11 protein-coding genes and 1 pseudogene are annotated in these 12,648 nt (G+C 64.8%); 1 reads left to right on the top strand and 11 read right to left on the bottom strand.

Annotated elements, in window-relative coordinates; translation table 11 throughout:
* Positions 1-28: 28 nt before the first annotated feature.
* The 7 genes and pseudogenes from AC5Y5B_RS18910 to AC5Y5B_RS18880 all read right to left on the bottom strand — a co-directional run bounded on the left by AC5Y5B_RS18910 (position 29) and on the right by AC5Y5B_RS18880 (position 6,786).
* Positions 29-1,219, bottom strand: coding sequence for a PPE family protein (locus AC5Y5B_RS18910; RefSeq protein ID WP_014942231.1), 1,191 nt, complete (start codon positions 1,217-1,219; stop codon positions 29-31).
* 15 nt (positions 1,220-1,234) lie between these two features.
* Entirely contained in the window at positions 1,235-1,534 is a 300-nt protein-coding gene (locus AC5Y5B_RS18905; RefSeq protein ID WP_008257399.1) for a PE family protein, read from the bottom strand.
* Positions 1,535-1,782: 248 nt separating this feature from the next.
* Positions 1,783-2,211 (bottom strand): putative copper homeostasis (lipo)protein LpqS, encoded by a 429-nt coding sequence (gene lpqS / locus AC5Y5B_RS18900; protein ID WP_008257397.1) that lies wholly within the window; start codon positions 2,209-2,211, stop codon positions 1,783-1,785.
* A gap of 656 nt (positions 2,212-2,867) precedes the next feature.
* Positions 2,868-4,112: pseudogene (locus AC5Y5B_RS18895) on the bottom strand (MFS transporter); the annotation flags it as partial.
* Positions 4,109-5,254 (bottom strand): PLP-dependent cysteine synthase family protein, encoded by a 1,146-nt coding sequence (locus AC5Y5B_RS18890; protein ID WP_008257392.1) that lies wholly within the window; start codon positions 5,252-5,254, stop codon positions 4,109-4,111. The pseudogene AC5Y5B_RS18895 and the gene AC5Y5B_RS18890, both read right to left, overlap by 4 nt.
* 111 nt (positions 5,255-5,365) lie before the next feature.
* Complete coding sequence (gene lpqS, locus AC5Y5B_RS18885) at positions 5,366-5,764, bottom strand: putative copper homeostasis (lipo)protein LpqS (RefSeq protein ID WP_008257390.1); 399 nt, start codon at positions 5,762-5,764, stop codon at positions 5,366-5,368.
* A 365-nt stretch (positions 5,765-6,129) separates the two neighbouring features.
* Positions 6,130-6,786, bottom strand: coding sequence for a class I SAM-dependent methyltransferase (locus AC5Y5B_RS18880; RefSeq protein ID WP_033717528.1), 657 nt, complete (start codon positions 6,784-6,786; stop codon positions 6,130-6,132).
* 198 nt (positions 6,787-6,984) lie between these two features.
* Between AC5Y5B_RS18880 and AC5Y5B_RS18875 the strand changes: the two genes are divergently transcribed.
* Positions 6,985-8,460, top strand: a complete 1,476-nt coding sequence (locus AC5Y5B_RS18875; protein WP_008257387.1) for a multicopper oxidase family protein — start codon at positions 6,985-6,987, stop codon at positions 8,458-8,460.
* Positions 8,461-8,817: 357 nt separating this feature from the next.
* Here the strand turns inward: AC5Y5B_RS18875 and AC5Y5B_RS18870 are convergent, their stop codons facing one another.
* The 4 genes from AC5Y5B_RS18870 to AC5Y5B_RS18855 form a co-directional block, all read right to left on the bottom strand.
* The gene (locus tag AC5Y5B_RS18870; protein ID WP_014942227.1) at positions 8,818-9,165 is read right to left on the bottom strand and encodes a DUF732 domain-containing protein; all 348 of its coding nucleotides are present in this window, start codon (positions 9,163-9,165) and stop codon (positions 8,818-8,820) included.
* Positions 9,165-9,398, bottom strand: coding sequence for a hypothetical protein (locus tag AC5Y5B_RS18865; protein WP_014942226.1), 234 nt, complete (start codon positions 9,396-9,398; stop codon positions 9,165-9,167). The genes AC5Y5B_RS18870 and AC5Y5B_RS18865 overlap by 1 nt, the downstream gene beginning before the upstream one ends.
* A 27-nt stretch (positions 9,399-9,425) precedes the next feature.
* Positions 9,426-11,024, bottom strand: coding sequence for an Nramp family divalent metal transporter (locus tag AC5Y5B_RS18860; RefSeq protein ID WP_085978346.1), 1,599 nt, complete (start codon positions 11,022-11,024; stop codon positions 9,426-9,428).
* Between the two features lie 74 nt (positions 11,025-11,098).
* Positions 11,099-12,391, bottom strand: coding sequence for a magnesium transporter MgtE N-terminal domain-containing protein (locus tag AC5Y5B_RS18855; RefSeq protein ID WP_008257382.1), 1,293 nt, complete (start codon positions 12,389-12,391; stop codon positions 11,099-11,101).
* Positions 12,392-12,648: the final 257 nt, after the last annotated feature.

Below are 12,648 nucleotides of genomic sequence, written 5' to 3'. Positions count from 1 at the left end.
TGCCAAAACGAATTGGTGCTCTCCTTTGTTATCCGACGGTCGCCGAGGGCGGTACCACTGTCAGGCGGGGCATGAAGCGAAGGTCGGTTTCGCCGACGTTGCCTATGCCGCGCCCGGGCATCGTTGCCAGCGGCGCGCCGAGCATGCTTGCGGGAGCCCCCGTTGTGGCTCCTGGGGCAGTGGCCAGGCTGGTGCTGGGCAGCGCCGTCGCGGCAGGACTCATTGCCGGGGCCGCCGAAGCCCAGGTTTGGGGCACCGACAACGCCCCGACCGTGGCCGCGCGGCCCACTCCCGCCGACACGGCCGCCCCGCCGAGTCCTGCTGAGCCGGGTGCTCCCAGCGCGCCGGACGCGAGCGCGCCCGTCAACCCCGGTCCCGAAGCTGCGGTGCTGGCGGCGGTGACGGCCGGCATCAAATTCTTCATCTGATTCGCGTTCGAGAGCAGCGAACTCGATATCCACCCGACCGAACTTGTCATCGACAACGCCGGATTCATGGAACTGAGCGACGAACTCAGCGACGACAGCGACCCCGTGGACGACTCGGACGTGGACGATAGCGGCGAGGCGAGCTGCTGCAGAGCCGTGGGCACCGTGGAGGTCACCTGTGACAGGACCGCCTGGGTGTCGGTGCTGGCCGAGCTGCCGACAGCTTGGCCGACCGCGGTCCCCTGTCCGGCCAGGCCGGCCGGGTTGCTGGTGGGCTGCGGCGGGATGAACTGGGTCAGGAGCGACGCACTGGCCGAGGCGGCCGCGTAGCCATACATCGCGGCGGCGTCCTGGGCCCACATCGCCGTGTACTGTGCCTCGGTGGCCGCGATCGCGGGCGTGTTTTGCCCGAGGATGTTGGTCGCGATCAGCGACAGCAACAGGCTGCGGTTGGCCGCGATGACTGGTGGCGGCACCGTCATCGCAAAGGCTGCCTCATAGGCGGCCGCGGCCTCCATGGCCTGCGAAGCCGTCTGCTGTGCCGTGGCGGCAGTGGTGTCCATCCACGCCACGAAGGGGGCGCTCGCGGCGGCCATCGCCGTCGACGCTGGACCTAGCCACGGTCCGCTGGTCAGCTCCGCAACTACCGAGGAATACGAAGCGGCCTCCGCATATAGCTGCTCGGCGAGCCCCTCCCAGGCCGACGCTGCGGCCAGCATCGAGCCCGGCCCCGGACCGGCATAGATCCTTGCCGAGTTGATCTCGGGTGGCAAAGCTGCGAAATCCATCATTTCACCTCGGAATGCTTAGCCGGCCGCGATCGCGTTGGCGGCCTCGGTGAGCGCATACGAGTCAGCGCTGACACCAAGGGTTTTCGCGACCAATTCGTGGATCGCCGCAGCTTGGGCGCTGACGGCCTGGTACATCTGCGCGTGCGCGGCAAACTGCAGCGCCGTCAACGCCGACACCTCATCGGCGGCGGCGGGACCCACCCCGGTCGTCGGTGTGGCCGCGGCCGCGTTTTCGGCGCTCATCGCCGAGCCGATGCCCTGCAGGTTACCGGTCGCCGCCGTCAACATTTGCGGGGCGACGGTGAGTGAGAACATGGATTTCTCCTTGGAGACTTGGGATTACGGACATGGGCTGACCCCGTCCGCTGCGGTGTGTTAAGGCGCTGGTGCGGTCGCCGCGGCATGGAAGCCGCGTCGCCTGATTCGGCTAGACAGCGTCAGGGAGGATTGATGTGTTCAATGGCCCGGCATTCATCCGGGCGAAAGGGGCGGCAGAGATTGGTGATGGTGAGCGAGTGCTCACCGATCCTCGTGGCGTAACACAATGGCCTGCCGCCGGCCGATCACCGGCGAGCTATGCAGAACCGCGTCAAGAGGTCTCGACCGGTGAAGGCAATGGCAGCCGCGCGGGGCGGGGCCCGCCCGACCGGCACCACAAGTTTGACCCGCGAACCTGCGACGGCGACCACCGCGACCGCGAGACCGAGTTCCACCAGCGCGGTAACCGGCCCCGGCACCGGCATAGCCCCGAACACCTTGGAGCATTTGGCGGCCAGGCCGCGGTAAAGCGAAGCATGGTCGGCCTGCATCCCGGGCCCGCCAGTGCCAGACCCGCCATCCGCCGATGTCACGAAGGCGTGCGGTGGGTCAAACGCGAGAGGAGCGAAATGCACCAGCCCGCACCCCAGGGCGCCGAGGGCCAGCCACACTGCAGCCGCGATCGCGACGACAGCGCGCAACCGCACCGAACTGCCTGCGCCGCCGGGTTTCATAGTGTCTCAACTGTACCTGTCTATAGGGGGGTATGCCATACATAGGGCGGTCGATACCGCATCGTGCCCGGGCCGCGATCGTGCCTCCTGGCGGCCCTAATGCTGCAGCTCAAGCAGATATCAGCAGTCGGGCCGCAGGGACTGACGCGCACAATTGCACCTCCATCCCAAATACCCCTACCCACCGGAGGTATAGCGGCGCCCGAGCTGGCATTCCTCTACCGAGGCGGTAATCGGTGCGTCGGCCCGCTCGCACGACAACACCAACTCGCGGCTTCGATCTATCGGCCCGGACACATAAGGACTCACCCGGCAGGCGATGCCCCCGGCCGAGCCGTTGGCAGCTGTTCACGTCGAATCCCTTAATCGCATGGGGATTTCGCGCCGATCGGGTGCTTAACGGTGGATCCTGCGGATTCACATGGGTCATTACCAGGTGACGACATCGAGGTGACCGAACGTGAGCAATCTTGCGCCTGGTTGCGTGCCGATGCCATTCTGCGGCGACTCTTTGGGGTCAGAGTCGTCGTCATCGCGGGCCGGCGTCCGACAGGATGACCAGGAGACGGGGACACAGATGCCTTGCCATGTGGCGGTGTGAATCGCCGGCGTCGGCCCCGGCCGGTTATCGCCGGTACCGCCGCTTGGAAGCCGCCAAGCTCGGAATGAGCCGGTTGCAGGTCGCGTGCGGGTTCGAGACGGTAGAGGGCAACTGCGGCGATGATGCCGATGAGAACCAGCCCGCCCCAAACCAGTGCGCCGGCGCTCAGCCGTTGTGCCGCACCGAATATCGATCCGGTAGCCAGGTTGCCGACGAGGATTCCGGCTCCGACGATGGTGTTGTAGAACCCATAATGGGTGGCCACGAGCCGGCCTCCGGCCAGCGAGACGACGGTGTCCATCTCGAACGGGAAGACCGCGGCCGAACCGACGGCCAGCAGCGCCGCCGACACCAGCAGGGCCCCCACCGCCGCGGGTGTCCCGAACCGATGGCCGTCGGGGACGACCGTCAGCGGCACGAACGAGGCCGCCAGGATGGCCACACCGATGGCCAGGCTACGTCCGGATCCCCAGCGTTTGGTGAACCAGCGGGTGATGCGCAGCTGTCCGATCACCGCAACCAGGCCAGAGACAACGAAAAGAGCTGCAACCAAAGCCTTTCCAGAGCGCGGCGTCAGCATCGACGCCTGCAGCGGCAGCGCCAGGTACACCTGGAAGGTCAATACGTAGGAGCCGATCATCGCCGCCGCGAAGAGCAGGAACGGCCGATTGCGGGCGACAACCCGCCAGTCCTGCAGGAACGACTTCTGCTGCGGCGCCGAATCGACACCGCGTCGCGGCAACGCCAACAGCTGCGCCACGGTCAGCACTGCGAACACGGCCGCCGCTGCCGCCGCCGTGACCTGAAAGTCGACGGCCACCAGGACCAGTCCGACCAGCGGACCCAACAGGATTCCGGCCTGATAGAAGAGGTTGAATATGGCGAAGGCCTCCACCCGGCGATCTCCGGCGTCAGCGGCCAGATAGGCCCGCACCGCCGGGTTGAACAACGCGCCGGCGAACCCGGTGGCCGCCGCGGCGATCAGCACAGCCGGCAACGACTGGGCCACCACAAGCAGCGCGAATCCGCCTGTGCGCAGCAGACATCCAGCCACGATCAACGGCTTATAGCCCACCCGGTCGGCCAGTGTGCCGCCCACGATGAACATGCCCTGCTGGGAGAAATTCCGCACGCCGAGCACCAATCCGACCGCCCAGGCCGCCAGCCCGAGCGGGCCAGCCAGGTACCCGGCCAGATACGGCATCAGCATGTAGAAACCCATGTTGATGCCGAACTGGTTGAGCATCAGGACCTGGCTGGGCCGGTCGAAGCCTCGAAACCGGGTGAGGAAATCCCTCATGCGGCTGCGATCAGTGCGGGATTGACGACGGTGCTGGTGCGAGTCCAGGAGGTCACCACCTGCTGGGTGGGGTCGGTGATGACGGTGGGCTCGGCGACGGGTTGCCAATCCAACAGCTGGTGCTGGTGGCAGTAGTCGTCGTTGTAGATGGTGTCGAAGTAGCGTTGCGGACCGTCAGGAAACACCGCGGCGATGCGGGTGTCCTGCGGGAAGGTGCGCGCGGCCCAGCCCGCGACCAGCGCCACGGCCCCCACGCTCCAGCCGCCGCTGGCGAAGTTGCTGGCCGCCAAAGTGCGGCACGCCCACACCGACTCCTGCGGGGCCACCCAGTGCACCTCGTCAAAGGCGGCGTAGTCGATGTTGCGCGGATAGATGCTCGAGCCCAGCCCGCGCATCAACCGGCTGGCCACCGGCTGACCGAAAATAGTCGAGCCGATGGTGTCGACCCCGATCAGCTTCATCGCCGGGTTGAACTCGCGCAGCACCCGCGCCACCCCGGCCGAATGCCCGCCGGTGCCCACCGAGCACACCAGCACATCCACCCCGCCGAGCTGATCAAGCAGCTCCAACGCCAACGACCGGTAGCCGGTGATGTTGTCGGGGTTGCTGTACTGGTCGGGGCACCAGGCCCCCGGCTCGGCGGCCAACAGCTGGGCGACCCGGTCTTTACGGGCCTGTTGCCAGCCCCCCACCGGGTGCGGCTCGGTGACCAGCTCGACATCGGCGCCGTAGGCGGCCAGCATGTGACGCACGATCGGCTCCATGCCGGTGTCGGTGACCACGGTGACCGGATGCCCATAGGCCTGGCCGGCCAACGCCAGCCCCAACCCCAGGCTGCCGCTGGTGGATTCCACGATGCGCGCCCCGGGAGCTAATTCGCCGCGGGCCCGGGCGGCTTCGACCATGTGCAGGGCCGGGCGGTCTTTCATGCTGCCGCCGGGATTGAACCCTTCCAGCTTGGCCCAAAACCCGCGTCCGGGCGGGGCGAACGGCGCCTCAATGCGCAGCACCGGGGTATGGCCCACCATCGCACCGGGACGCCGATAGGTGTCGGTGCCGGGCAGGGCGCACTCACGTGGCTGAACAACTTTGAGCGCCGGGATCGGGTGAACATAGTTATCGAAAGACAAAACATCGGTCATGAGAATCGTCGCTTTCTTGCGAACGCCGCGAATCAGTGCGGCACTTGACAGGGGTCAGCGATCACCAGCCGCCGAGCACACACGTGCTGCAAACGACCTGGCGCTGACCAGTCAGCGACGAGACAAGCAGAACCGGGTCAACACGTCTTGACCGGTAACAGAAAGAGCCGGGGCGCGCGGGGGGCCGCGCCCGGCGGGCACCCCAAACCGGGCCAGCCCACCGGTCAGCGCCACGGCGGCCACCGCACTCAACGCGATTAACGCAGCCACCACCGCGCCCGAGCGCGGCAGCACCGCCGTGGTGAACTGCTCGTGATGGTCGCCCGAGGAACCCTTGCCCACATGCGGATGATCGACATCAACGGTGAACTCACCACCCAGCGAAGCCACCAACGCATGCGCCGACTGCGACATCGAAGACTGCGACACCGAAGACTGCGAATGCCCCATCACGCTGTGGGCACCGATGAGAACCCACGCCGTCAACCACGCCGCAGCCCCCACGGCCACTACATACCGGAGCCGAGGCAACCCGCTAGCGCCGCCGAATATCACGACACACCGGCCCTGGCGATATGCGAGAAAACCGAGGATGAGCCGGGGTATTTCCGATGCGCGGATTCGCAGCTCATGGTGTGCGTCGCCGATGAGCAGTTCACTGCGCGCCCGGTGGACATAGAAGCAGAATATACCCCGTACCCGTATATGTAAACCGGGGCCTTTGGCGGTCGAGCAGTCCTAGGTTGCGCCTGACCAGATGCTGACGACGCTCCACGGACTGCACGACGGCCGGCATAGTTGTGCCCGAGATCGACCGTCACCGTCGGCCCGGCATATCGATTACAACCAGTGCCCCGCCGCACCTACCACCGGGTTCATCGACCCAGCGGCCTTTGCGCCGTGATGTAGTGCAGCAACAATCGGTCACCGGTGCCGACGATGGAGAACCCCGCATCGGTAATCAGCTCATCGAGCTGGTGTAGCCGGTTCTGCTCCCTGGCATGGGCGTTGAAAACAGCAGCAATCCGGTGCAAGGTGCCACCGCCCGAGGGGCGAAGATCGGCGATGCATAGCCGCCCGCCCGGTCGCAGAACTCGAAACATTTGCCGCACTGCGTCGGCACGTCGGTCGACTGGAAAGTGGTGAAACGCCAAGCTAGATACCACCACGTCGAACGATTGGTCGGAGAAGGGCAGATCTTCGGCGGAGGCAACCTGAAAGGCCGCGTTCGCCGGCGCACGCCGCGCGGCGTAGTCCACCATCGATTGTGAAGGATCGATCCCGACAACGCTGCCACCCGGGTGCACCGCCCGTGCGATTCGTCGAGTGAAGTATCCGGTCCCGCAGCCGACGTCGAGCACCCTATTGCCGGGCTCGGCGCCGGATAGCCCGACCAGCCGGTCCCACATGCGCGCACGTAGCCCCAGAGACCACGCATTGGTGGCCCATTCGTAAGTACGGGGATAGTTGAGTACCCACCCGGACCCGTCACCGTGCCGATGATCAGCGAACAGCCTCTGCGCCAGTCCCATCTAAAAATCCTTCCTGTATATGCTTTCAGTGCGGCCAACCCAACGGTACAGCAATACCCCCATGCGGTATATTCAAGCTCGGCGGAGCGGGACGCGGCTCTTTCGGATCGAACGAAACACCGAACGGCGCAATGAAAGACAGGTACAGGCGTGCGCGAATTGACTTTTGACAGGGCGCGACTTAGCAGGCGGAGTTTTATGGCTGCCACCGTTGCCGGCGGGTTCGCCCTGGCCGCCTGCGGCCGATCCGACGAGCAAACACATACCGGCAACACGGCGATGGCGGCCGCCATCGCTGCTGCCGAGGCGGCGCGGCCCCACACCGGGCGCACCGTAACGGCGGCACTGACGCCTCAACCGACAACAATCGACCTCGGTGGCATCACTGTGCGCACGATGGCCTACGGTAACGCCATCCCGGGGCCCGTGATCCGCGCCAATGTCGGTGACGAACTCGCGGTCACGGTCACCAACCGGCTCGATTCGGCCACCTCGGTGCATTGGCACGGCATCGCGCTGCGCAACGACATGGACGGCGTCGCACCCGCCACCCCGAACATCGACGCCGGCCGCGACTTCACCTACCGCTTTTCGGTACCTCACCCCGGCACCTATTGGGCGCATCCGCACGTCGGCCTGGACGCCGACTATGGTCTGTATCTGCCCGTGATCATCGATGACCCCCGAGAGTCGGGCCGCTACGACGCCGAATGGATCGTCGTACTCGACGACTGGACCGACGGCGTCGGCAAGACCCCCAGGCAGCTCTACGACGATTTGACCAATCAGCGCAGGCCCAGCATGAGCAGCATGCCCGGCATGGGAAACATGCCCGCCATGGAGATGGACGGCGTCGGGACCAGCAATCTGCTCGGCGGCGATCCAGGCGATATTGCCTATCCGCACTACCTCATCAACGGCCGTATTCCCGCCGCTCCCACCACATTCAGCGCCAAGCCCGGACAGCGCATCCGGATCCGGATCATCAATTCCGGCTCCGACACCGCGTTCCGCGTCGCGCTAGCCGGGCACTCGATGACCGTCACCCACACCGACGGCTACCCCGTAGTGCCCACCGAGGTCGACGCGCTACTGATCGGCATGGCCGAACGCTACGACGTCGTCGTCACCGCCGCCGATGGCGTTTTCCCGCTGGTCGCTCTTGCCGAAGGCAAAAATGCGCTGGCGCGGGCTGTGCTCTCCACCGGCGCCGGTAACGCCCCTGATCCGGGTTTCCAGCCGCCCGAACTCAACAAGCGAGTCGGCACCGTCGAAATGTTCTCCGCCGCACCGGAAGTCGATTTGGGTGTGGCCAAATCCGATGTGAATCTCCCGGTGGTCCTCAGTGGCGACATGACGAAGTATGATTGGCTGATCAACGGCGAGCCCTACAGCAAGACCAAGCCGCTACAGGTACGCCAGGGCCAACGCGCCACGCTGGCATTCGACAACACCACCATGATGTACCACCCGATGCACCTGCACGGACACACTTTCCAGGTGATCAAGCCCGATGGCACGCCCGGCCCCCGCAAAGACACCGTCAACGTACTGCCCAAGCAGAAATTGAGCGCCGTCCTCGTCGCGGACAACCCCGGCGTCTGGATGTTCCACTGCCACAACACCTATCACCAAGAGGCCGGCATGATGACTCGCCTCGAGTACACCAGCTGAGCCATCACGGCGTGCGCGCAGTCCCTCAACATGGCTAGGGTGATGCCGAGGTCGCTAGCCTTGCTAGACGAAGATTGTCTGAGATGTCATTCTCGACGGCCTGGATTGAGTGGCGTGCGCTCCGGCAGGCTTCTAATTGGTGAGTAACCCAAACCACCGTTCAACCTGCTCGAGCACGACGAGTATGTTGGGGTGAAGCAGATTCGGACTCGAGGATGGGTGACGAGCCGTTTCGTTATCCGTCGAATTTCACGAACGATGTGTCGTTGCGTCGGTGGGGTGCGAGTGCAAGGGGCTACGCCGCCCGCTGAGTGCCCCGTGGCCGCTAGTGGTGCGCCATTTGTCCGTCTTCTTGGTCTATGCTCCCGGCACAGTGGTATCCGGGCGGTATTGCGGGCAGTAGGCATTGACTGCGGTGCCGAAGAAATAGCCGGCCACGTGTGCCGACAGGTCGGTGTCTTTTACCAGCGACAAAATCAGGTTGGCCGGCGTCTGGCCTGCATCGAGTCCGGTGCACACTTTATGGCCGGCCGTGATCGCGACATCGCGGTTGGTAAAGACGATCCCGTGTTTCTTGAGCGCGGCGAGGAAGTCATCGTCAGTTTGATCCGCTGATACAGGTGGAGCGAATTGCAGCGCAGCAGCGAAGAGCAGGATTACGCTCGTTGTCAACCATTTCCACCGAGGCACATTGGTTTGGGCCATTAATCGCTCCTGCGGGTGCTAAAAGGTCTTGAGACGCGGGAGCGTCGGGGGCCACCGACATGGCTTTGTTTGGTGCGCGCGCGGCGTCGTCGACGTTGGATGATGATGAATGCCACTGCCAGGGCGACCGCGATGGTGGCGAGGATGGCAGTTCCTGTGATCTGCTGGATGTCGTTGTAGTGCGGTAGGTAGTTGGCTTCCGCGGCGAATCGCCCGTTGCGTGGCGTGCTCATTTGGTGACCTTTCGGATTGGCCCAAATTCATCGGCCGCTGAGCTGGACAGCCTTGACGATGAGCAGGACGGCGCCGACGACGAGGTAGCCGCGCAGCGCAATCATGCCTAGACGGGTCCCTGGCGACCACGTCACGGGCTCTAACAAGGTCAGTGGTGGCATTCGCCAGCTATTGCGGTCAATAGGCCGCGCCGGGCTCGATGCCGCCGGTGGTGAGGGCTGGCGGCGACCCATCCAACGAAGTGCCGGTACCGTGGCTGCGGCGAGTATGACCAAGGTCAGTGCCAGGTAGCCGGCGACAACGATCACGTCGAGGCCGGGGAACAAGGTAGTCGCCATCAGGATTCCCGACAGCAACAGCAGGACGCCGACGATCAGCCCGGCAACCCAGTTGAGCCAGGGCCGATTCACCCAGGGGCCCAATACTTCCCGGTCGTTGCACAGCAGCAGGAGGAACACGCTGGCGCTGGGCAACAGCAAGCCAGCGAGGGCCTGCACGGCGGTGGTGATCAACCCAAGGGGGGCGCCAGGAATCAGCACGATCGCCGCCGCAAACGACACCATCGCGCTGTAAGAAAGGTAGAACGGTTTGGCATCGGCGAACCCCCGGTGCAGCGAGTGTTTCAGGCCGAATACGTCGCCAAAGGCGTAGCTGGTGGCCAGGGTCACTGCGGCGGCGCCGACGATCGAGGCGTCCATCAGCACGATCGCGAACAACCAGCCGAGCGTCGAATTGTGTTGGCCCAGCAGATGCGAGATGGCGCCGGCGTCGGTGAAACCACCTGCTGTGCCAGTGGAGCGCGCCGCCCAATCGCCGATCATGACCAGCGCGGTGGCGCCGATCACCACGATGAACGCCCCCAACACCGTATCGGCGCGCTCGTAGCCCATAAATCGAGGTGTAATGCGCTTGTCGACGACGTTGGACTGCTGAAAAAACAGCTGCCAAGGCGCCACGGTGGTGCCGACGATGGCAATGATCAAAAGCACCGCATCCGAGGTCACGCCACCGGAGATGTTCGGCACCACAAATGATTTGGCGGCCTGGGCCCACTGTGGGTGCGCCATCAACAGGATTGGGATCTGCACCAAAGTGATGGCGATGAAGACGAACATAGCCCGCTCCCACCGGCGAAAGCTGCCGCTGGCCATGATCGCGATGAGCGCGATCGCTGAGACCGGAACGACAATGTATTTGGAGATACCGATGTAGGTGGCGGCCAAAGTGATGCCGATGAACTCGGTGACGATCGTGAGGAAGTTGAGCAGGAACAGGTCGCCGACGGAGAACCAGCCCCAGCCGCGGCCGAAGCGTTCGTTGATCAAGCGGGCGTGTCCGACGCCGGTAACCGCGCCGAGCCGGACCACCATCTCTTGGTTGACGATGAGCACCGGGATGAGCAGGAGTAGCACCCACAGCAGGGAGTAGCCATAATTTTGGCCAGCTTGGGTGTAGGTGGCCACCCCGCCGGCATCGTTATCGCCGACCATCACAATGATTCCGGGACCGATAATGGCAAGCAGCGTCAGCAGCCGCGTCTTGAAAGTGCGGGGATGGTCGGTTTCCGCGACGTTAATGCGCCCGAAGGCGCCCTCGATATCACCGAGGTGAGCCGAGTCAAGCACAGCGGTGCGCTTCGGTGGTGGCGACTCGGATCGGTGAGTCGCTGCTGCGTGGCCGGTGGCCTTCTCGCCGGAGGTCACGGCGCCTCACTCTCTGGTGCAGGCGCGTCGCGATCGTCATGCGGTGGGGTGATTTCGCGGACCGGGCGGGGGGCGGGTTCGCGGCGACGCCAATCCTCGGGGATGGTGGCTTCTAGCACGTCGTCGACGGTGACAACCCCGAGCACGCGGTCCTGGCCGTCGACGACGGGGATGGAGTAGAGGTTGAAGTCGGCCATCAATAGGGCGACGTCGGTCAGATCGGCTTCAGCGCCGATTCGAATTGGGTCGCAATCCATCAGTGCTTCAACGGTTTGACCGGGTTCGGCTTGCAGCAGGTCGATCACCGACACGACACCAGCCAGGCGGTTGTCTTCATCAAGGACATGCATCTTGACCAATGCCTCGGGCTGTATCGTCGTGGCGCCCGCGATCAGTGCCAGCGCCGTGCCGGCAGTGGTGCTTGCGGCGCAGGAGACGAAGTCGACGTTCATCAGGCCGCCGGCACTGTCGGGGTTAAAGCCCATCAGGGTGATCACCTTCGTGCGCTGCGGGCCCGGCATCAGCTCCAGCACGCGCCGGCGCCGCGATTGACGCAGGTCTGCGATCGCGTCGGCGGCGTCGTCGGCGCGCATCCGGCCCAATAGTGCGGCGACCTCGTCATCGGCCATGTCATTGAGCAATCGGCTGGCCTTGTCAGGGTCGAGTTCTTCGAACACGTCGGCTTCCAATTCCGGGTCGCTGCGGACCCGGTCGAGGATCTCCCCACCCTCGGCTTTGTCAGCGTCTTCGAGAAGATCAGCGATGTCCGCGGGTTTGAACCCGCCGAGCCGGCCTGACTGACGTCGCGATGCACCGGAGCGGGCGTGGCCGATCAGTGGTTCGAATGCCTTCCAATCTCGGGCCGCATGCCCACCCCGACTTTTGACTAGTCCGAAGAACCGCGCCGGGCGGCGAGTATCCAGACGGGCAAGCACCCACCCGCCGCCGGTATCTTCGAGCTCCACGTCATAGGCGCGTACCAACTCCACGGCAGCCACATCGATCAACCGGTGTCCTAGCACATCAGTGCGCAGCAACACCTCGCCGTCGCGGCGTTCGAAACCGCGCAGATCGATTTTGTGTGTCGCCAATACCACGCGGTCTGGGGCGTACTGAGAAATGGAGGGGCTGCCGATGAACACCCGCCGCCTCCCCACCACAGCGACGATCCCACTCACCAACGGATACTCGTCGGCGCCGCGCAGCCGCACGATCACGTCCTGCACCCGGCCCACAGCCTCGCCCGACCGGGCCAGGACCGGCGCGTGCAGCAACTCTGAGAGATGCATAACCGGGTGCGACCCGACCTGCTTAGCTGGCGTTTCTGGTCCACTCACTTGTGCTTACCTTTCTTACCGGGGCGCTCGTCGGGCTCAGGATGCCGTAGCCCACTCGAACGGGTAACCCCCGCGAGTCACGCGCACTTCGGGGATTCGCTGCGGGGGAGACGCGACGGCATGGGCAATCAATTGGCGACCAGGGCCGACATCGCGTCCTGATACCGCCGCCACGGCGGTACTTGACGATCCTGGACGGGCCGTAGATT

The organism is Mycobacterium sp. NGS33 (genome assembly GCF_059812885.1).
Note: the sequence above shows the minus strand (reverse complement) of the source record. Positions and strands in the feature narration are given on the sequence as shown.